At 62.0% G+C, this 20,288-nt stretch carries 17 protein-coding genes; 12 read left to right on the forward strand and 5 right to left on the reverse strand.

Going from position 1 to position 20,288, the window contains the following annotated elements:
* The first annotated feature begins 168 nt into the window (after positions 1–168).
* Together JK176_RS00290 and JK176_RS00295 are read left to right on the forward strand one after the other, a co-directional pair.
* A complete protein-coding gene (locus JK176_RS00290; protein WP_062030364.1) occupies positions 169–915 on the forward strand; it encodes an amino acid ABC transporter ATP-binding protein in 747 nt (248 codons plus the stop codon).
* On the forward strand, positions 915–2,444 hold the full coding sequence (locus tag JK176_RS00295) for an ABC transporter substrate-binding protein/permease (protein ID WP_194261825.1): 1,530 nt from the start codon (positions 915–917) through the stop codon (positions 2,442–2,444). Before JK176_RS00290 ends, JK176_RS00295 begins: the two co-directional genes overlap by 1 nt.
* Positions 2,445–2,465: 21 nt before the next feature.
* Here JK176_RS00295 and JK176_RS00300 read toward each other — a convergent pair whose 3' ends face one another.
* The 3 genes from JK176_RS00300 to JK176_RS00310 are packed head-to-tail and all read right to left on the reverse strand — an operon-like array spanning position 2,466 to position 5,308.
* Positions 2,466–3,407 carry a hypothetical protein gene (locus JK176_RS00300; RefSeq protein ID WP_211572967.1) on the reverse strand — a complete coding sequence of 314 codons (942 nt, stop codon included), beginning with the start codon at positions 3,405–3,407 and terminating at the stop codon, positions 2,466–2,468.
* A 3-nt stretch (positions 3,408–3,410) separates the two neighbouring features.
* Positions 3,411–4,664 carry an AAA family ATPase gene (locus JK176_RS00305; RefSeq protein ID WP_211586135.1) on the reverse strand — a complete coding sequence of 418 codons (1,254 nt, stop codon included), beginning with the start codon at positions 4,662–4,664 and terminating at the stop codon, positions 3,411–3,413.
* Between the two features lie 32 nt (positions 4,665–4,696).
* Positions 4,697–5,308, reverse strand: a complete 612-nt coding sequence (locus JK176_RS00310) for a hypothetical protein (protein ID WP_211585864.1) — start codon at positions 5,306–5,308, stop codon at positions 4,697–4,699.
* Positions 5,309–5,525: 217 nt separating this feature from the next.
* Between JK176_RS00310 and rimP the strand changes: the two genes are divergently transcribed.
* The 10 genes from rimP (at position 5,526) to JK176_RS00360 (ending at position 18,709) form a co-directional block, all read left to right on the forward strand.
* Positions 5,526–6,137: a ribosome maturation factor RimP gene (gene rimP, locus JK176_RS00315; RefSeq protein WP_099286150.1), complete on the forward strand. Its 612-nt coding sequence runs from the start codon at positions 5,526–5,528 to the stop codon at positions 6,135–6,137.
* Between the two features lie 34 nt (positions 6,138–6,171).
* Positions 6,172–7,725 (forward strand): transcription termination factor NusA, encoded by a 1,554-nt coding sequence (gene nusA, locus JK176_RS00320; RefSeq protein ID WP_099286149.1) that lies wholly within the window; start codon positions 6,172–6,174, stop codon positions 7,723–7,725.
* Entirely contained in the window at positions 7,700–8,377 is a 678-nt protein-coding gene (locus JK176_RS00325; RefSeq protein ID WP_194261828.1) for an RNA-binding protein, read from the forward strand. Before nusA ends, JK176_RS00325 begins: the two co-directional genes overlap by 26 nt.
* On the forward strand, positions 8,374–11,136 hold the full coding sequence (gene infB, locus JK176_RS00330) for a translation initiation factor IF-2 (protein WP_211573971.1): 2,763 nt from the start codon (positions 8,374–8,376) through the stop codon (positions 11,134–11,136). Before JK176_RS00325 ends, infB begins: the two co-directional genes overlap by 4 nt.
* On the forward strand, positions 11,133–11,561 hold the full coding sequence (gene rbfA, locus JK176_RS00335) for a 30S ribosome-binding factor RbfA (RefSeq protein ID WP_194266728.1): 429 nt from the start codon (positions 11,133–11,135) through the stop codon (positions 11,559–11,561). The genes infB and rbfA overlap by 4 nt, the downstream gene beginning before the upstream one ends.
* A 98-nt stretch (positions 11,562–11,659) precedes the next feature.
* Positions 11,660–12,661, forward strand: a complete 1,002-nt coding sequence (gene truB / locus JK176_RS00340) for a tRNA pseudouridine(55) synthase TruB (protein WP_194261831.1) — start codon at positions 11,660–11,662, stop codon at positions 12,659–12,661.
* Complete coding sequence (gene rpsO / locus JK176_RS00345) at positions 12,621–12,890, forward strand: 30S ribosomal protein S15 (RefSeq protein WP_011253110.1); 270 nt, start codon at positions 12,621–12,623, stop codon at positions 12,888–12,890. Before truB ends, rpsO begins: the two co-directional genes overlap by 41 nt.
* 196 nt (positions 12,891–13,086) lie before the next feature.
* Entirely contained in the window at positions 13,087–15,237 is a 2,151-nt protein-coding gene (pnp, locus tag JK176_RS00350; RefSeq protein ID WP_099286145.1) for a polyribonucleotide nucleotidyltransferase, read from the forward strand.
* Between the two features lie 65 nt (positions 15,238–15,302).
* Entirely contained in the window at positions 15,303–16,721 is a 1,419-nt protein-coding gene (locus JK176_RS00355) for a nitronate monooxygenase family protein (RefSeq protein ID WP_211585866.1), read from the forward strand.
* Positions 16,721–18,709, forward strand: a complete 1,989-nt coding sequence (locus tag JK176_RS00360) for an FUSC family protein (protein ID WP_211585868.1) — start codon at positions 16,721–16,723, stop codon at positions 18,707–18,709. The genes JK176_RS00355 and JK176_RS00360 overlap by 1 nt, the downstream gene beginning before the upstream one ends.
* A 51-nt stretch (positions 18,710–18,760) precedes the next feature.
* Here JK176_RS00360 and JK176_RS00365 read toward each other — a convergent pair whose 3' ends face one another.
* Positions 18,761–19,219: a hypothetical protein gene (locus JK176_RS00365; protein WP_211585869.1), complete on the reverse strand. Its 459-nt coding sequence runs from the start codon at positions 19,217–19,219 to the stop codon at positions 18,761–18,763.
* Positions 19,216–20,190 carry a VOC family protein gene (locus JK176_RS00370; protein ID WP_349291884.1) on the reverse strand — a complete coding sequence of 325 codons (975 nt, stop codon included), beginning with the start codon at positions 20,188–20,190 and terminating at the stop codon, positions 19,216–19,218. Before JK176_RS00370 ends, JK176_RS00365 begins: the two co-directional genes overlap by 4 nt.
* Positions 20,191–20,288: the final 98 nt, after the last annotated feature.

The following is a 20,288-nucleotide window of genomic DNA, read 5'->3' on the forward strand; positions in this document are numbered from 1 at the left end:
AGAGCTGGTGTGGCGCCAGTGCGTGGGGAGGGCGGAATGTGATGATCGTATGAATTGTGCCGCGCGCTGCATTAAGGTCTCGATACCCGTGCTCAGGTCCGTTATGAGGGCTGCACGGTCGTGTGATCGTGCGTCTTTTTTCAAGGGTTTCCGGAACTGGCTGATCTGGTGCTGCAGGCGAGTGGTATCGCCAAATCTTTTGGTGGGAACGAGGTTCTGAAGGGCCTGTCGCTCGATGTGGAGCGGGGCGAACTGATCTCGATGATCGGGCCTTCGGGATGTGGTAAGTCCACGTTCCTGCGCTGCCTCAACTTTCTGGAGCATCCGGATGCGGGTTCTGTCCGCATCGAGGATGTGACGGTTGCATGTACGGGCAAGCACTGGAGCCGCGCCAACGAGGCCGAGGCCCATAAGCTGCGCGCGCATGTCGGCATGGTGTTTCAGGCCTTCAACCTGTTTCCCCATCGCACGGTGCTCGATAACGTCATGATGGCGCCGATCCAGGTCAAGAAGATGTCCCGGGACGAGGCGCAGTCCATTGCGTGCGAACTGCTGGAAAAGGTCGGTCTTGCCGCGACCAAGGACCGCTATCCGGACAGTCTTTCGGGCGGCCAGAAACAGCGTGCGGCCATTGCGCGCGCGCTCGCGATGAAGCCGTCTGTGATGCTGTATGACGAGCCGACTTCCGCGCTCGACCCCGAGCTTTCCGAGGAAGTCCTGTCCGTGATGCGGGCGCTGGATGATGATGGCATGACGCAGCTTGTGGTGACGCATGACATGCGTTTTGCGCGTGCGGCTTCGGATCGTGTTCTGTTTGTCGAAGGCGGTGAAATCGTCGAGAGCGGTGATCCGGACCTGATGTTTGCCAACCCCAGAGAGGGACGCACACGCCAGTTCCTGCGGACGCTTCTGTGATGAAGAAAATTCTTGCGCTTGTGCTGGCTCTTGCGGTCAGCCCCGTTTCTGTCGCGCTGGCCGACGCGCCTGCTGCCGCGTCGCAGGATCTGCTCTGGGCGTCGGACGGTGAGGCGAATGTGCCTTACGTTTTCCATGACCCGGCTCATGAATCGCGAATGACCGGCTTTGAATATGAACTGGCTGACGCGATTGCCGAGCGTCTGCACCGCAAGGCGAAGTTTGTTCAGAACGACTGGGACGGTCTGATCCCCGGTCTGTCGCGCGGGCTGTACGGCATGGTGCTGGACGGCATCGAAATGACGCCGGAACACAAGGCGGCCGTTCTGTTCTCGCGCCCGTATTATGTGACGAGCGAGCGGATCATCGTCCGGCATGATCAGACCGGGCTGGACACGATGGAGGCCCTCAAGGGTCATACCGTCGGGACGATCAAGGACACGACGGCAGAGCGGATGCTGCGGCGACAGGGCGGCTCGAACGTTCGGTCCTATGAAGAAGAGACGAATGCGTTCTCGGATCTGCGGAACGGACGGCTGGATGCGATCCTGCTCGATGCGCCGATCGCGCTGTATTACGGCAGTATCTCGCCAGATATGAAGCTCGTGGGTGAGCCGATCGGCAGCATGGAATACGGGATTGCGTTCTCGCCCGAAAACCGGGAGTTGCGCGATCAGGTGGATGCGGCGCTCGGCGAGATCATCAAGGACGGGACGCTGCATCGCATTCTGGCGCGCTGGAACCTGTGGACGCCGCTGATGGCGAACTACACGGGCGACAACAGCCAGCCGGATATCGCACCGACGGAGTGGAACCGTTATCAGGAGGCCATGGCGAACACGACCGGCAGCGGCTGGCGCGTTCTGATGCGGCGTTATGTCAGTTTCCTGCCGCTGATTGGGCAGGCGGCGCTGATGACGCTCGCGGTTTCGGCGCTGGCCATGGTTCTGGCCGTGGCACTTGGCCTTCTGCTCGCGCTGGCGCGGCATTATGGCGCGGCTCCGTTACGGTTTGTGGCGGGCATTTATGTCGAGGTCGTGCGCGGGACGCCGCTTCTGATTCAGGTGCTGTTCATTTTCTATGGACTGCCCGCCTTCGGGATCCGGTTATCGCCTTTCGTGGCGGGTGTGATTTCGCTGGGCCTGAACTATGCGGCCTATGAGGCGGAAAACTATCGCGCCGGGCTTCTGTCCGTGCCGCGTGGGCAGATGGAAGCTGCGATTGCGCTGAACATGACGCATTGGCAGGCGCTGCGGCTCGTGATTGTGCCACAGGCGTTCCGGACGGTTGTGCCGGTTATGACCAACGACTTCATTTCGCTGCTCAAGGACAGTTCGCTCGTCTCCGTCATCACGCTGACGGAGTTGAGCCAGACCTATGTGCGTCTGTCCTCGACCTATTACGATTATTTCGGGACGGGAATTATGGTCGGCATGGCGTATCTGCTGCTCGGACTGCCGTTCGTGCGGCTGGCGCGTATGGCCGAGCGGCGGCTGGGTCGCGGCTTCTCGGGAGCCGGGCACCACTAAAGTCGGGTGCCCGGGCTCGGTTCAGGACGGCTGGGGCGCGGATGGATCGTTGATGAGCGGGGGCACGAGCGTTGCCGTATTCAGCGTTCCGTCAAAGCCCTGACGCAGAACCCTTGACCAGCCGATCATCCACCGGTCCAGCGCGTCAATGAACTGGGAAGCCTCCGGGTTTTTGTGAACCGAGGCTTTGTTCCAGTATTGGGGCGGTGCCAGAAGCTGGCGCGATCCCCGTTCAATGGGCGCAACGAGTGTTTCGACCGTTTCGATGTGAGCGGTGCCTTTGCCTGCCGCTGCGGCATAATACCAGCCGACATTGATCATCAGACTCGGGACCGGAAAGCCGAGTGTGTGCATTCGGTTAAACGCGGCTGTGATGAATGGGTCACTGCTGACACTCTGGTTCTCGAGGACGGCGTTGCTGGTGTAGCTGCACTCCTGTGAGACGCCGGGTTTGTCTGAAATATGCGCGGCGTAGTCGCGGTCGTCATGGCAGGGGGTTTCGAGTTGTTCGGCCAGATCGGCCGGGACGGGCTGCTGCGTGGCGCGCACGACGATGACGCCCGAGACCACGCCGCGATCGGTCCGGGCCAGAACCTGCTGGGAGAGTTCGCCGTGTGCGCCGCTTCGGGCAGTCAGGATCGGGTGCCAGTCTCCGGCCGGAAGCGGGAGGATGCGTCCGGCAATGGTGAGGCTGCCGTGTTCGGTGATGCCCGGATCGGGAACGCCGATCTGGTCACCGAGGCCGGGCGCGCCATTGGACTGTGCCCCTTGCGCGTCCGGCTGTGAGGCGCCGGAAGCGGCATTATCCGGTATCGCGCCCGGCAGATGGCCTGGAAGCCACGGCATGGCTTTCTTGAGCGCCGGGGTGGGGTAGAAGGCCGCCATGCCAAGCGCGCCGACCGTTACGATTACGCTGGTGCGCCAGAGTGGCGCGCGCCGCCAGAGCCGTCCGAATGCCGTCATGAATCAGTGACTCACGCGACCAAGCTGGGCTTCGGAATCGTTGGCGATTTCCGTGACCACTGTCCCGTTGTCCTGTGTAACGAGGCGGACGCGTTTGGCACCCTGCTGACGCGCGACGATCAGGCTTTCGCTGACCATCTCCTCAATAGAGCGAACGAGATCGCGTGCACTGGCACCGGTGCCGAGATTCTTCTGCTTCATCATGACCTGGAACAGGACGCCCGCGTCGATCCCGCCGGTTTCCACATGCAGACCGTAGCCTTCGATCATGGCTTCGATTTCCAGCGCTGCGACGCGGGCGAGATCCAGACCGCTCAGGGCACGGAAAATGAAAATCCGGTCCAGACGGTTGAGAACTTCGGGCGCGAAGCCGGATTTGCGCAGGGCCTCGACCGATTCGGCACGCATTTTCTCAGGCTCGTTGGCGAGGCGATCAGAGATTTCGGTCAGGGCTTCGGTGGCGATGTTGGAGGTCAGCATGAAGATCGCGCGCGTGGTCGAGACCTGCTCGCCGGTGGAGGCCTCCGTGACGTGGCCATCATTCCATGCGGTCAGGAACTTCTTGAAGACGTCCGGATGGGCCTTCTCGATTTCGTCGAGCAGGACCACGGCGTCCGGATAGTCCTTGAGGCCGCCTGTCAGTTTGCCGAACGTGTCGGAGCCGACATAGCCCTTGGGCGATCCGAAAAGCTGTGTTGCGGCATGGGCGCTGGACATCTGCGTCATGTCGAAATGCAGCAGGGGGCGTTCCATTTGCTTGGCCATCTGCTTGGCGAGATAGGTCTTGCCGGTACCCGGAGGGCCGGCGAGCAGGAAAATCCCCACGGGCTTCCCACGGACCTGAAGGGCCAGACGGCGGCGCATCTGTTGGGCGATATCCTCGCAGACCTGATCCTGTCCGATGACGCGGGCGCGGAGGGACGCGGCCAGTTCGTCGGCGTCGAGAACGGTTTCGCGCTGTTCGCGGGCCATGAGTTCTTCAAGGGCTCCGCGGTTCGTCAGACGGCTGAGAACATCCATGATGAGACCTTTCCTGCGGCGCAGTCCGCGACGCGCCAGTTTTTCGGCTGATGTTTCATACGCCAGCCCCGTGACTGCCAGAAGGGCGCTGATGCCTGCCAGCGGAAGATAGAAACGCCGCCCCCATTCGATGGCGGCCCACAGTCCGTTCAGCGACAGGTGTAGCATGACCGCGACCTGAATCACCGCCAGAATAAGGAAGGCGGCCATCATCAGCGGCATGGCCCGGTTGAGCATGGGCACGAGAGACTTGAACACCGGGCAGTTCCTTACTGGACGATCACATTGAGCAGGACGCGCTGGTCCAGCGTCGTCAGGGCAGGCAGGGCTTCGGGGCCAAGGGCTGTGAGGGCGCCGACGATCAGGGCAGGCGCATGCGGGATACTGACCGGGGCGATGAGGATCTGTCCGGCTTCGACAATGGGGATGATGAGATGCTGGAACCTGCCGTTCAGGATCACGCGCTGTGTCAGGCCTGAGACCGTGACGTCAATGGTCTGACCGACGGCGCCTGAAGCATCCAGAACCGGCATTTCCACGAGACGCATCTTGCCGTCCTTCACGGCCGCGAGGATGCGGGCGCGGTCGGCCGGGCTGAAACCGCTCTTGGCCAGCGCGGCAGGGGCTTTTGCGGGCGGTAGCATCGAGAGCTGAACTGCGGCGGTCTGGGCGGCGGGGACGGCCGGGACGTTCTGGGATGGCGAAGCTATCGCGGGCGCGGGCGGTGTGGCTGTGTTGTGGGTGTAAAAAAAAGCGCCCGCCCCGACTGTCAGGGCCGCGATCAGGCCACCTCCACCCCACAGAGCCCGGCTCCGGGAAGCGGGATCGGCGGGCAGAGGCTGCGGGCGCGGTTCTGGACGGGGATCGGGCTGCACGGTCATTTCGAAACTATCTCACTCCTGACAGCGTCCGAAGACAAGGGCTTTCGAGGCATCGGAATGTAAACAAATCTTTCGACTCGCCGAATGGACAAGCTGTTCAGGAATAAAGGGATTTGCGTTCCTCTTGCGTCTTGAGGGGAGGTGACTTACATAAGGCACATTCCATTCATCTTCCGCTCATTTGGGGGGTGGCCCTGACGGGCCGCCTTTTTTTGTCTTGTCTCAGCAGCACGCCTCTTCCGACATCGAACTGCCTCACCTTACGGGGCTGGAAGCCCGTATCGCGGAACGGATCGCGCCGACTCTGGCCGATCTGGGCTACGAACTCGTGCGTCTTTCGGTGCTGGGGCGCGATACCCCGACGATCCAGATCATGGCGGATCGTGCGAATGGCTCTCTGATTTCGGTTGAAGACTGTGAGCAGATCAGTCACGCCGTCGGCGCCATTCTGGACGTTGACGATCCGATCCCCGGTGCATGGATGCTGGAAGTGTCGTCCTCCGGGATCGACCGTCCGCTGACGCGCGCCAAGGACTGGGAACGATTCGCAGGGCATCTCGCCAAGGCGGAACTGGACGTGCCGCTCAATGGCCGTCGCCGGTTCTCGGGGACTGTCATGGGTGCGCGGGATGGCAATGCCCTCATCCGTCTGGATGACGGAACCGAGGCGGTTCTGCCGCTGACGGATATCCGCAAGGCCCGTCTGGTCCTGACCGATGCGCTGATCGAGGCGAGCGCTGCTCTTGCAGGGCTCAATCCTGAAGGGGAAGATGGCGGCGAAGCGCGCCAGGCGCCCAAACTGAATCCGAAAAAGCCGGGAAAGAAGTGATGACCCGTCTCATGCTGGCTGGAGGTCCGATCTGATGGACACGTCTGTTACACGTCCCGAACTGCTGCTGGTTGCTGATGCAGTTTCCCGCGAGAAGAATATCGACCGCGAGGAAGTGCTCGAAGCGATGGAGCAGGCCATCCAGAAGGCTGGCCGTGCAAAGTACGGGCATGAAAAGGACATCCGCGCGACGATTGATCGCAAGAGCGGTGAGGTCCGTCTGAGCCGTTGGACCGAGGCGGTCGAGCAGGTCGAGAACGAAGACACGCAGATCCCGCTGCATATCGCCCGGAAGTTCCAGCCGGAAATCAAGGCTGGCGAGCATCTGGTCGATCCGCTGCCGCCGATTGATTTCGGGCGTATCGCCGCACAGACGGCCAAGCAGGTCATCGTACAGCGCGTGCGCGAATATGAGCGCAAGCGCCAGTATAATGAGTTCAAGGACCGCGTAGGCGAGATCGTCAACGGGACCGTCAAGCGGACCGAGTACGGCAATCTCATGGTGGAAATCGGTCATACCGAAGCCCTGCTTCGTCGTGACGAGTTGATCCCCCGCGAATCTTTCCGCAACTCTGATCGCATCCGCGCCTATATCTATGACGTGCGTGACGAGCCGCGTGGCCCGCAGATTTTCCTGTCCCGGACGCATCCGGCCTTCCTTGCCAAGCTGTTTGCGCAGGAAGTTCCGGAAATCTATGACGGGATCATCGAAATCAAGGCTGTGTCCCGTGATCCGGGGTCGCGCGCCAAGATGGCCGTGATTTCGCGCGATGCCGCGATTGATCCGGTGGGTGCCTGCGTGGGTATGCGTGGCTCCCGCGTTCAGGCCGTCGTGGCCGAACTACAGGGCGAAAAGATCGACATCATTCCCTGGAGCCCGCAGGCTGCGACGTTCGTCGTCAATGCTCTGGCCCCTGCTGAAGTCAGCAAGGTGGTGATGGATGAGGAAGCTGGCCGCGTTGAAGTCGTGGTGCCGGATGAGCAGCTTTCGCTGGCCATTGGTCGCCGTGGACAGAACGTGCGTCTGGCCAGTCAGCTGACCCGGTGGGACATCGACATTCTGACGGAGGCCGAGGAATCGGAGCGTCGTCAGGAAGAGTTCCGCAAGCGCTCCTCGCAGTTCGTCGAGGCGCTGGACGTCGATGACGTTATTGCAGGTCTGCTGGTGACGGAAGGCTTCCATTCCATCGAGGAACTGGCCTACACGGACCCGGGCGAGCTGAACGATATCGAAGGCTTTGACGAGAGCGTGGCTGAAGAGCTCATGCATCGTGCCAATGATTATCTGGCCAGCAAGGAGCAGGCTCTGGACGATCAGCGCAAGGCGCTGGGCGTTACGGATGACGTGGCCGAACTGGGCACCTTTACGAACCAGATGCTGGTGACGCTGGGTGAGAAGGGCGTGAAGACGCTCGACGATCTGGCGGATCTCGCAGGTGACGAACTGGTGGAGATCCTCGGTGACGAGGCTATCGACGAGGATGCCGCCAATGAGATCATCATGGCAGCCCGTGCGCATTGGTTCGATGGCGAAGAAGCCGACTCGGTAAAAACGGAAAACGATGACGGGGAGTCGACCGACGTCTGATCTTTCTGATACTGATAATGGTCCCGTTCGTGGTGCTTTAGGGCGTCGCGGCTCGGAGCGGCGATGCCTTGTAACGCGAGAGCAGAAGCCGCCCGAAAGCATGATCCGCTTCGTGGTCAGCCCCGATAACAGGGTTGTCCCCGACCTCGCCGGAAAACTTCCGGGCCGGGGAATGTGGTTGAGTGCCAGCCGGGATGTGTTAGATAGCGCCCGAACACGACAGGCTTTCGCCAGAGCGGCAAAGGCTCAGGTGTCCGTACCGGAAAACCTTGCCGATCTTGTTGGTGGGGCTCTGGTACAGCGGATGCTGGATGCAGTCAGTCTGGCTCGGAGAGCCGGTCAGACGGTCTGCGGGTTTCAGAAATGCCGGGAGTGGCTTACTTCCGGCAGGGTAGGGGTGGTGATCCGTTCGGAAAGTGCAAGTCCGGACGAATTTTCCAGACTGGTGTCGGGCCGGCGTTCTCTGCCGGTTGTGACAGTTCCCGATCGGGTCCTGGAATCGGCGTTCAGCCGGGACCGGGCGGTCTATGCGGTGATGGCGCCCGGTGCGCTGGCACAGCGCCTGATCGCCGAACATGAGAGATTTTCGGGAGTGGCAGGACGTCCGCTCCCAGACCCTGAAGGGGTCAGTAAGGAACAGGCGGAACTATGAGCGACGGCAACGAGCGCAACCAGGACGGAAACAACACCCCATCACAGGGCGGCGAACAGACCAGAAGCAGCCGCCTGTCGCTTCGCCCCGCTGGACGGCCGGAGGTCGGGCGTACTGTGGATGCTGGCTCCGTGCGTCAAAGCTTCAGTCATGGCCGCTCCAAGGTCGTGCAGGTTGAAGTGCGTAAACCCAAGCGCAATGCCACTGGCCCAGGTGCCGGTGCAGCGGCCCGTGGTGGTCGGCCGGGTGGTCGTGCCCTGACGGCAGCCGAACTGGCCGCCCGCCAGCGTGCCCTGGAAGGGCAGCGTCAGGCTGCGGCTGAAGAAGCGGCACGGCGTGAAGAAGAAAAGATCCAGATCATGTCTGCCGCCGAGGCTGCGCGTCGCGCCGCTGAGGAAGAGCGTCTGATTGCCGAGCAGAAAGCGGCGGAAATCGCCGCTCTGAAGGAAAGCGAACAGCAGGCCGCACGGGAACAGGCTGCTGCCGAAGCTGCTGCACGTGCAGCAGAACAGGCTGCTGCTGAAGCTGCCGCCCGTGAAGCCGAGGAAGCCGAGCGTTCGGCTCCGCTGGACCCCCGTACGCATTCGACCGGTGGTGTGCAGCTTGCCGCTCCGGTTCAGCGTCTGCGTCCGCTGGCCGAGCGCGCCATCATGCCGCCGCGTCCGGTTCAGCCGTCGCGTCCTGCACCCTCTGCTGCGCCTGCTGCCCGCAATAACGAGACACTTCATCTGCGTTCCGGCGCAGCCGCCGCTGGTGGTGACGACGAGCGTCGTCCTGCACCCCGTCGTACGGGGCCGGGGGCGCCTGCTGCACCGGCACGTCGTCCGTCGGCACCGTCCCGCAAGGCTGGTGGTAGCGACCGTCGCTCCGGGCGTATCGACGTTCGTGCTGCGATCGAAGGTGATGACGACAAGACGCGTTCGCTGGCTTCGGTCCGCCGTCAGCGCGATCGCGAGCGTCGTCAGGCCGAACTGGAGCGTCTGCGTTCCGATCAGGTCCGCGTCGTGCGTGATGTCATCGTGCCGGAAACCATCACGGTGGCCGAACTGGCCAACCGTATGGCGTCCCGTCAGGGTGAAGTCATCAAGGCACTCATGAAAATGGGCGTCATGGCGACGGCTGCGCAGAGCATCGATGGCGACACGGCGGAGCTGGTGGTTGAGGAATTCGGCCATCGCATCAAGCGTGTTTCCGAGAGCGACGTCGAAATCGGTATCGAAGGCGTGGAAGACAGCGCCGACGAGCTGCTGCCGCGTGCTCCGGTCGTAACGGTCATGGGTCATGTCGATCACGGCAAGACCTCCCTGCTTGACGCGCTCCGCACCACGGACGTGGCGGCAAGCGAAGCCGGTGGCATCACGCAGCATATCGGCGCGTATCAGATTACGGCTCCGTCGGGGAAGAAAATCACCTTCATCGATACGCCGGGTCATGAGGCCTTCACCTCCATGCGTGCCCGCGGTGCGTCTGTCACCGATATCGTGGTGCTGGTCGTGGCAGCCGATGATGGTGTGATGCCGCAGACGATCGAAGCCATCAAGCATGCCAAGGCGGCTAATGCTCCGATCATCGTGGCGATCAACAAGATCGACAAGCCGGGTGCCAATCCAAACCGTGTCCGTCAGGAACTGCTAAGCCACGAGATCGTGGTCGAGGAAATGGGCGGCGACACCCAGGACGTCGAGGTTTCGGCTCTCAAGCGGACCGGACTGGACAAGCTGGAAGAGTGCATTCTGCTTCAGTCCGAAATGCTGGATCTGCGTGCCAATCCGGACCGCGTTGCCGAAGGTGTGGTGATCGAAAGCCGTCTGGATCGTGGACGTGGCCCTGTGGCTTCCGTTCTCGTCCAGAAGGGCACGCTGCGTCGGGGTGACATTCTGGTGGCTGGCTCTGAATGGGGTCGTGTCCGCGCCGTGCTTGATGACCGTGGTCGTCAGCTCAAGGATGCTGGTCCGTCCATGCCGGTCGAGGTTCTTGGCTTGACGGGTGTGCCAGGTGCGGGTGAGCCGTTCGTCGTTGTCGAAAACGATGCCCGGGCCCGTGAGATCAGCGAGTTCCGTCAGCGGAAGATCAAGGACAAGGAGGCAGCCTCGCAGGTTGCAGCCCGTGGCACCCTCGATCAGATGCTAGCCCGGATTCAGGCTGGTGTGCAGAAGGAGGTTGCTCTCCTCGTCAAGGCAGACGTTCAGGGTTCTGCGGAAGCGATTTCCGCGACGGTGCAGAAGCTGGCTCATGAGGAAGTCGCGGTTCGCGTTCTGAACGCCAGTGTCGGTCAGATCACGGAAAGCGACATCCAGCTTGCCAAGGCTTCCGACGCCATCATCGTGGCGTTCAATGTCCGTGCCACCACGCAGGCCCGTGAACTGGCCCAGCGCGAGGGTGTGGATATCCGCTACTACTCGATCATCTATCAGGTGGCGGATGATGTGGAGCAGCTGGTCAAGGGCAAGGTTGCGCCGAAGCATCGCGAGAAGTTCCTGGGCTACGCCGAGATCCGTCAGGTCTTCAACATCACCAAGACCGGCAAGGTCGCGGGTTGCTACGTCACGGAGGGCCTCGTCAAGCGCGGCTGTGGCGTGCGTCTGCTGCGTGACAACGTGGTCATTCATGAGGGCGAGCTGAGCCAGCTCAAGCGCTTCAAGGATGACGTCAAGGAAGTGGCGCGCGGTTACGAGTGTGGTCTTTCGTTTGCGGGTTACAATGACCTGCGCGAAGGCGACGTCGTCGAGTGCTACGAAATGGAAGTGATCCCGGCTTGAGTTCGCGTTCGAAACATGACCTGAAGGGCCCGGCAGGTGTTGTTGCCCAGGGGCCCAGCACCCGGCAGCTCCGGGTGGCCGAAGAGGTCCGCCGTGTTCTGGCGGAGCTGTTCGCCCGGACGGAGTTCCGCGATCCGGAACTTCTGGATGTGCGCATCACGGTCACGGAAGTCCGCATCTCCCCGGATTTCAGACACGCCACGGCTTTCGTGACGCGTCTGGGGCGGAGCGATGTGGAGGTTCTGCTGCCTGCCCTGAAGCGGGTGGCACCGTTCCTGAGAACGGGGCTGTCCAAGGCCCTCAATCTCCGGACGGTTCCGGAAATCCACTTCCAGCCCGATACGGCGCTGGATAACGCCATGGAACTCGACGAGATCATGCGGTCTCCGGAAGTCCGGCGGGATCTGGAAAAAGATCCGGAATAATTTTTTAAAAACGCTCCTCCCGTCCGGTGAGGGGCGTTTTTTTGCATTCTGCCCCCTTGCTGGTTTATCAGCGGCCTTCACAAGCAAGGACGGGATGTATGGGCAGGAAACGTGGACGCGATATCGACGGGTGGCTGATTCTGGACAAGCCGCTGGGTCCGACCTCCACGGATATGGTCAATAAACTCCGTTGGGCGTTTGATGCGAAAAAAGCGGGGCATGGCGGGACGCTTGATCCGCTGGCATCCGGTGTGCTGCCGATTGCGTTCGGTAAGGCGACACGGACCATTCCCTACATTATGGATGCGACAAAACGTTATCGTTTCACGCTGACTTTCGGGGAAAGCCGGACGACGGACGACCTTGAAGGCGAGGTTCTGGCGACGTCGCCGAACCGGCCTACCGATGAGCAGATTCTTGCCGTTTTGCCTGCGCTGACAGGCAATGTCATGCAGGTGCCCCCCGTGTTTTCGGCACTTCGGGTCGGGGGAGAGCGGGCCTATGATATGGCGCGTGCGGGCCGTCCGCCCGAGCTTCCACCCCGTCCGGCGCGGATCGATTCGATAACGCTGGTGGAACGTCCGGATGCGGATACGGCCGTTTTTGACGTGCAGTCGGGCAAGGGCGTCTATATGCGCTCGCTGGCGCGGGACATTGCGCTGGCCTGTGGAACGGTCGGGCATATTTCCGTGCTGCGGCGGACGAAGTGCGGGCCATTCGATCTGAGCCACGCCCTGACGATCGATCAGATATCACTGGACAAATCGACTCAAACTGTGGACAACGCCGATGCTCTTCCGGCTCCTCTGCTGGATGCGGCGACCGCGCTGGTCGACATCCCGGCGCTGGCCGTCACCGATGCGGAGGGAAGGGTGCTTGTCTGGGGGCAGTCGATAGACCCTTCGGACCTCGTGCATCCTCTGCCGGCATCGTCACAGGGGGAAGACCATCTGTGGCGCGCGATGATCGGAGAGCACGTGCTGGGTCTGTGTCATGTCCGTCATGGGCGGCTCAGGGCAGCGCGGATGCTGGAAAACCACGAGTTTTTTGGAGAACACGATGTCGATTACCGCAGAACGCCGCACGGCACTGATTTCTGAGTACAAGCAGAGCGAGACGGATACGGGTTCGCCGGAAGTACAGGTTGCCATCCTGTCCGAGCGTATCGTCAACCTGACCGAGCACCTCAAGACCCACAAGAAGGACTTCCACTCCCGTCGTGGTCTTCTGATGATGGTCGGCCAGCGTCGTAGCCTGCTGGACTATCTGAAGCGCAAGGACCAGGCCCGTTACCAGAGCCTGATCGAGCGTCTCGGCCTGCGTCGCTGAGTTGATCTGTCCGGGAGCATGCTCCCGGACACCCCCGCCATCGCCTGTCCGGCGGTGCGGGTGCGCGACCGGCGTTTCAGGCCACATGGTGTCGTGCCGGGGACTTCCCGCCATCACCGCCATGCCGTCCGAAACGCTGCTCCGCCACCTGCCGGACACCCGGAGATGGTTTCACCCTTAATTTGGGAAAACATGCATGTTTGATTATTTCCGCAAGGAAATCGAATGGGCCGGACGCCCCCTGATCCTGGAGACCGGTAAGGTCGCTCGCCAGGCAGACGGCGCCGTCATGATCACTTATGGCGATACGGTTGTGCTCTGCACCGCCGTTGGCGCCAAGAGCGTCAAGCCGGGACAGGACTTCTTCCCGCTGACGGTCAACTATCAGGAAAAGGCTTACGCCGCCGGCAAGATCCCGGGTGGGTTCTTCAAGCGTGAAGGCCGTCCGTCCGAAGCCGAAGTCCTGAACGCCCGTCTGATCGATCGTCCGATCCGTCCGCTGTTCCCGGAAAACTTCCGCAACGAAGTCCAGATCACCGCAACGGTTCTGAGCTACGACAACGAGAACGATCCGGCTCTCGTGTCGTTGATTGGCTGCTCGGCTGCGCTGACGCTTTCCGGTATTCCGTTCTTTGGTCCGGTTGCCTGCGCCCGTATTGGCCGCATCGATGGCAAGCTGGTCGTGAACCCGGTTCATGACGAACTCAAGGACAGCACGCTCGACCTGATGGTCGCTGGTACGGCCGAAGGTGTGCTGATGGTCGAATCCGAAGCCAGCGAGCTTTCGGAAGAGACGATGCTTGAAGCCGTCACGCTGGGACACACGTCCTTCCAGCCGGTCATCGACGCCATCATCGCGCTGGCCGAGCACGCTGCGAAAGCTCCGTGGGATCTGCCGTCGCTGACGAAGGAAGAAATCGCCCTTCGCAAGCGCGTCGAGAAGGTCGGCAACAAGCTGATGGCGGACGCCTACAAAGAGCGTCAGAAGCAGGCTCGTTACAAGAAGGTTGCCGAAGCCAAGGACCGGATCAACGAGATCCTGACCGAGGAAGGTCTGGACGTCGAACTTGCCAAGCCGATGCTCAAGGAGCTTGAGGCGCAGGTCGTTCGTGGGTCCATCCTCAAGACCGGCATCCGCATTGATGGCCGTGACCTGAAGACGGTCCGCCCGATCCTTGCTGAAGTCGGCATCCTGCCGCGTGCTCATGGGTCGTCCCTGTTCACGCGTGGCGAGACGCAGGCCCTTGTGGTCGCAACGCTCGGCACGGGTCAGGACGAGCAGATCATCGACGCGCTGGAAGGGGAATACCGTTCCAACTTCATGCTGCACTACAACTTCCCGCCGTATTCGGTTGGCGAGTGTGGTCGCATGGGCTCCCCGGGCCGTCGTGAGATCGGTCACGGCAAGCTGGCATGGCGCGCGATTCATCCGCTGCTGCCGACCAAGGAAGCCTTCCCGTACACGATGCGCGTTGTCTCCGAGATCACGGAAAGCAACGGTTCGTCCTCCATGGCGACCGTCTGCGGCTCTTCGCTTGCGCTGATGGATGCGGGCGTTCCGCTGCCGCGTCCGGTGGCTGGCATTGCCATGGGCCTGATCAAGGAAGACCGGGGCTACGCCGTGCTGTCCGACATCCTGGGTGATGAAGATCACCTCGGCGACATGGACTTCAAGGTGGCTGGTACGGCTGACGGCGTGACCGCGCTGCAGATGGATATCAAGATCACGTCCATCACGCCTGAAATCATGAAGATTGCGCTGGAGCAGGCCCGTGAAGGCCGGATCCATATCCTTGGCGAAATGTCCAAAGCGCTGACGGAAGGCCGTTCGGATGTTTCGGGCAATGCTCCGAAGATCACGACGATTTCCGTGCCGAAGGAAAAGATCCGCGACGTGATCGGCTCCGGTGGCAAGGTGATCCGCGAGATCGTCGAATATTCGGGTGCGAAGGTCGATATCGGCGACGATGGCACCGTGACGATCGCCGCTGCGAACGACGAGCAGGCCCAGAAGGCCATCTCCCGGATCGAAGGCATTGTCGCTGAACCGGAAATCGGCCGCATCTATGACGGTAAGGTCGTCAAGACCGCCGATTTCGGTGCATTCGTGAACTTCCTTGGTCCGCGTGACGGTCTGGTTCATATTTCCGAACTGGCTGAAGGCCGCGTTGCGAAGACGTCCGACGTCGTCAAGCAGGGCGATGCCGTGAAGGTCAAGGTCATCGGGTTTGATGACCGCGGCAAGGTCAAGCTCTCCATGAGGGTTGTCGATCAGGCCACGGGTGCCGATATCACGGAGAGCGTGGGGGCCCGACCGGCCCGTCCGCCCCGTCGCGACGCCGAGTGAGTGTTGGGGCGGGGCTCACAAGGCCCCGCCCTTTTTTTTCTGAGTTTCGGAGACAGCCAGTCCCCATGAAATCTATTGATACCCTCCGTTTTGGTGGTCAGGACGTGCTGCCTCTGATCGAAGGGGGCAAAGGTGTCTCCGTCTCTACGGGCGTCTCGGCCGGACACTGGGCCGCTGCGGGCGGGATTGGGACCATTTCGGCTGTCAATGCGGACAGCTACGATCAGGACGGTCATCCGGTTCCGCAGGTCTATCATGGTCGCACGCGGCGTGAGCGTCAGCAGGAACTGATCCGTTACGCGATTGATGGCGGTATCGCGCAGGCGAAGATCGCTCACGAGATTTCGGGCGGCAGAGGCCGGATCAACGTCAACATCCTTTGGGAAATGGGTGGGGCCGAAGAGGTCATCATCGGGATTCTCGAAGGCGCTCCGGGGCTGGTGCATGGCGTGACCTGTGGCGCGGGCATGCCGTACCGTCTGTCTGACATCGCGGTCCGTTTCGGCATTCCCTATTATCCGATCGTCTCTTCGGGACGGGCGTTCAACGCTCTGTGGCGGCGTGCGTACAGCAAGGCGCCTGAACTGCTGGGCGGCGTTGTTTACGAAGATCCGTGGCGTGCGGGTGGCCATAACGGTCTGTCCAACACGGAAAATCCCTTTTCGCCGGAAGATCCGTATCCGCGCGTTCTCGAACTGCGCCGTGTCATGCGGAGTTATGGTCTGGGCGAGACGCCGATCATCATGGCCGGTGGTGTCTGGCATCTTGAGGACTGGCAGGACTGGATCGGCAATCCGGAGCTGGGGCCGATCGTGTTCCAGTTCGGAACCCGCCCGCTTCTGACGCAGGAAAGCCCGATCCCCGATGCCTGGAAGCGCCGTCTGCTGACGCTGAAGGAAGGGGATGTGTATCTCAACCGCTTCTCCCCGACCGGTTTCTATTCCTCGGCCGTCCGCAACAGCTTCCTGCAGGATCTGTGTGAGCGCTCCGAGCGTCAGGTGCCGTACAGTCAGGAAGCTGGCGACGGCTACGAGGCGTCCTATGGCGTTGGTGCCCGCAAACGCGAAGTGTTCGTCCCGGCCGCCGACCGTCCGCGAATTGCAGACTGGGAAGCTGCGGGCTTTACCGAGGCTCTGCGGACGCCGGACGATACGCTGGTGTTTGTGACGCCCGAAAGTGCGCGCGAAATTCTTGCCGACCAGACGGCCTGCATGGGATGTCTCTCGCAGTGCCGGTTCTCCAACTGGATGCAGCGTGAGCCGTATACCAACGGCCAGAAGGCGGATCCGCGCTCTTTCTGCATTCAGAAGACGCTCCAGACCATTTCCCATATTCCGCCCGGTGCGGATGAGGATAATGTGGTCGACCATAACCTTATGTTCGGCGGCACGAATGCGTGGCGTTTCGGAACTGACCCGTTCTACGCGAACGGCTTTGTCCCGACGGTCAGCCAGCTCGTGGAGCGTATTCTGACCGGTCGCTGATGGCCTCTGACCCGCCGCTTCCTCGCCAGACGCCTCCCGCCCGCGCCTCACAGGGGCGGGAGAGACCGCTTGATTTTCTGAAGCAGTTTCTGGCGCGTCATTCGGTTCCCGTCAGCCCGGAGCAGATTGCTCCGGCAGAAGGAACCCGGGCGGCGGTGGCGACGGTCGTAGCGCTGCTTCCCGCGATTTATGAACATCAGGCCGTTCTGGCCTGGGCTGGCTTTGCCGCCTTCTGGAGCTGCCTGATCGAGCCGGGCGGGACGGCGCGTGAGCAGTTTCGTATTCTTGGACTTTTTACGGCGTGCGGCACGATCCTTGGAGGCGTGACGTCGCTGATTGCGGTGTACCCACTTTGGGGTGTGCTGCCCTGGCTTGCGCTGACGGGGCTGATGGCGGGTCTGGCTAGGGCGCTGTCGCCGTCCATCGCGCTGCTTTGTGCGCTGCTGGGCTGTGTCATGCTGGCGGGCACCGGGTTTCCGGCGCATAGATTTCAGGACGCTCTCGTCGTTGCTCTTGCGTTTGGTGGCGGGGGACTCTGGGCGGCATTTCTGTGCCTTGTGGTCTGGCCGCAGCATCCTTACGCCCCTGCGCGACGGGCTGTTGGAGCCTGTTACCGGCTGCTGTCGGTCATGGCGGGCGAGATCGCAGCGGGGCGACTTCAGGAAACCGTACACCGGCAGAATGTGCGTACGGCCATCGAGCGGGCCCGGGGGCTGGCGCTCCAGATCGATGCCGGACATGCGAGTTACGGTATGCGCGGGCGGCTGATTGCCTCGCTGGCCGGGGCTGAGCGTCTGTTTACCGCCATGCTCGCCGTCGAGCATCTTGTCGAAACCCGTGGGCTGGATTTTGAGGCGCGGGGTACGCTGGCGGCTTTTTCCGCTCTGTGTCAGCACGCGAGCGACGCGGCGCTCGAACCTGCGCCTGATCTTGAACATCTGGCCGCTGAAGGGCTGGCGTTGGCGGGGAGTATTCCTGTCACGGCAGGGCCGGTTGGCGAACTTGTGGCGACCAGTGCGCGGACGCTGGGAACACTGGCCGAGGGGTTGGCGCAAAAGGCGCGGCTCCCGTTCGATGCTGAACTGCCACGTCATGCGGCGCGTCTGACGCCGACGATCTGGCAACATGCGCTGCGTCTCGTGGTGGGTCTGCTGGCAACCTATCTGACAAGTTGGTGGCTGGATCTGGATTATGGTTTCTGGGCGCTGGTCGCGGTGCTTCTGGTGATCCAGCCTTCCGGTCAGACAACGCTGGTGCGCGCGCTCGAACGCGTGCTGGGGACGCTGGGCGGGGGTGTGCTCGCACTTTTGCTGACGCCGTTTCTGCCGGGTTCTGCGCAGATGCTGGCGGCGGTGGCGCTCTTTGTGATCGGGGCGATCGCGATGCGTGCTGTCAATTATACCATGTTGGTCGTGTTCATCAGCGCGCAGTTTATCGTCGTGACGGAAATGCTCATGCCCTCTCAGGGCATTGCGTGGATGCGGGTGCTGGATAACACGCTCGGCAGTGTCATCGGACTGCTGTGTGCGTTCATGGTCTGCCCGCAGCGACGGGGGCAGGACATGGATGGCCTGTTGCAGGCGGCAGTGATCGGCAATCTGCGGTATGTTTCGGCTGTGTTGAAGCGGGAAAATCCTGTGACAACAGATCGTGTCCAGCGTCAGGCTGGGATCGATACCACACGGGCCGAGTTTGCCAGAGGCTCGCTTCCCGTTCTGGGCGGGGTTTCGGCAGTGGGAGAACGCGCGACGCAGGCTCATGCCCTGTTGCGGGCGCTGCGTCGTCTGAGCGGGGAGGCGACGTTGTTGCGGTTCGATATTTCGGCTGGATTATGTGAAGGTGATGCTCAGGCCGGGGAACACTGGAGTGCTACGGCTGCGGCTCTTGAGGCGGGCGCGCCCTTCGCAGACATTGCCCAGAAGATCGAAAATGGGGATGTCATGGCCGAGATCGCCGCTCTGGAGCGTGCGGGCCGCAAGACTGTCTGATCCCGGAGGCGGAGAACCGCCTCCGGTTTCCATGAGCAGATATGATGGGGTTCAGCGGCGCCCACCGGGTCCACGACCGCCCTGGCCACCCCCATGGTTGCCACCGCCCATTCCTCCGCCGCCCGGCCTTCCCGGTCCCTGACCGCCTCCGGGTCTTCCGCCACCAGGTACATGGCCAAACCCACCTCCCGGTCTGCCATCGGGCCTCCCCTGTCCACCGGGACCATGGCCGGGTCCTCCAGGCCGGGGACCGGGACGTACGCCGGGAGGCCGCCCCGGGCCGCGTCCGGGATAGGGGCCGACGTAATAGCCCGGTCCCCAGCCCCATCCTGGGCCCCATGTGCTGCCCCAGCCGCGATTATAAGTGCTGCTGTAATAGCCCCCGCCGCCATAATAGGTGCCGTATTGGCCGGGGCCGCCATATTCATAGTCACCGCAGCCTGACAAAAGTCCCAGAAGGCAGAGCGTACCGCCAAGGCGCAGGAAGGATTTTATTGTCCAACGGGTCATTTCGCATCTCCTGCCGCGCTGGGATCATGCCATTCCATGACGCCGAAAACGGCGCCGCTCGGGTCGGCGAGGACGGCGATCATGCTGTTCTGATGATCGGGATGGGGTTGCACGAGAACACGTCCTCCAAGCTGCACGGCTTTTTCGGCGGCACTCCCGACGCTGTCCACCTGGACGAAGCCGATCCAGCGCGCGCTCGCATCTGGCGGCAGGCGCGCCGGAAGGGGATTGACGGTCGCACGGGCGATGGACTGTGAGTCCAGAATATAGTGCTGGTGCGTGTCGGGCGGAGGTGCGTCTTCAACCTGATAGCCGAAGAGTTTCTGGTAGAATCCCGCGCTGGCTGCGGGAGCCGGGGTCAGGATTGTATGCCAGATCCAGTCGCCCTGAACCGTGTCGTCCGTATCGTTGCGGTCGCCTTGAGGGGCGTGCAAAGCGGCGAAAAGCGCGCCCTGCGGGTCGGCGATAATGGCCTGTTCGCCACGGCCCGGAACAACGGTCGGACGGTACAGGATTTTTCCGCCCCACTGGAGCGATTCCTTGGCCACCGCCGGGACGTCGAGTGCCGAAATGAATGGAAGCCAGAGCGGCTGGGGTGGATTAGCCGTGTCGGGGAGAGGACGCTCGACCAGCCCGGCTACGACATGGCCGTTGACCAGCGCCTCGGCATAATGGCCGCGCGAGACGGGGCGGTCCTGAAAATTCCAGCCCAGCAGTGCGCCATAAAAGGCTTTGGCTTTTGCCAGATCGGGCGTTGTGAGCTGTGTGTAGACGATTTTGCCGGGTAGGGTTTTTGAGAGCGCGGCTGGCGTTTCAGTGGTGTTGGCTGTCTGTGCAAGCGCATCGGGAGCGAAAGCTGTCAGACTGATACTGAGGGTGAGGGCTGCTGACAGCGTGACGGCGACCGTGCCTGTTCGGGAGAGGCGGGAAAAGGGCGGCAAAGGCGGCACTCCTTCTGTTCTGATCTGCACGGTGCGCCTTCGGGACGATCGGCAGGTCGGAGGGGAGCATCCTGTGGCTCCCCGTAATAAAGGCATGACGTTTAACGTCACATTCCGTTCCCGGAATG

Source organism: Gluconobacter sp. Dm-73, from assembly GCF_018256215.1.
Taxonomy (GTDB): domain Bacteria; phylum Pseudomonadota; class Alphaproteobacteria; order Acetobacterales; family Acetobacteraceae; genus Gluconobacter; species Gluconobacter cadivus.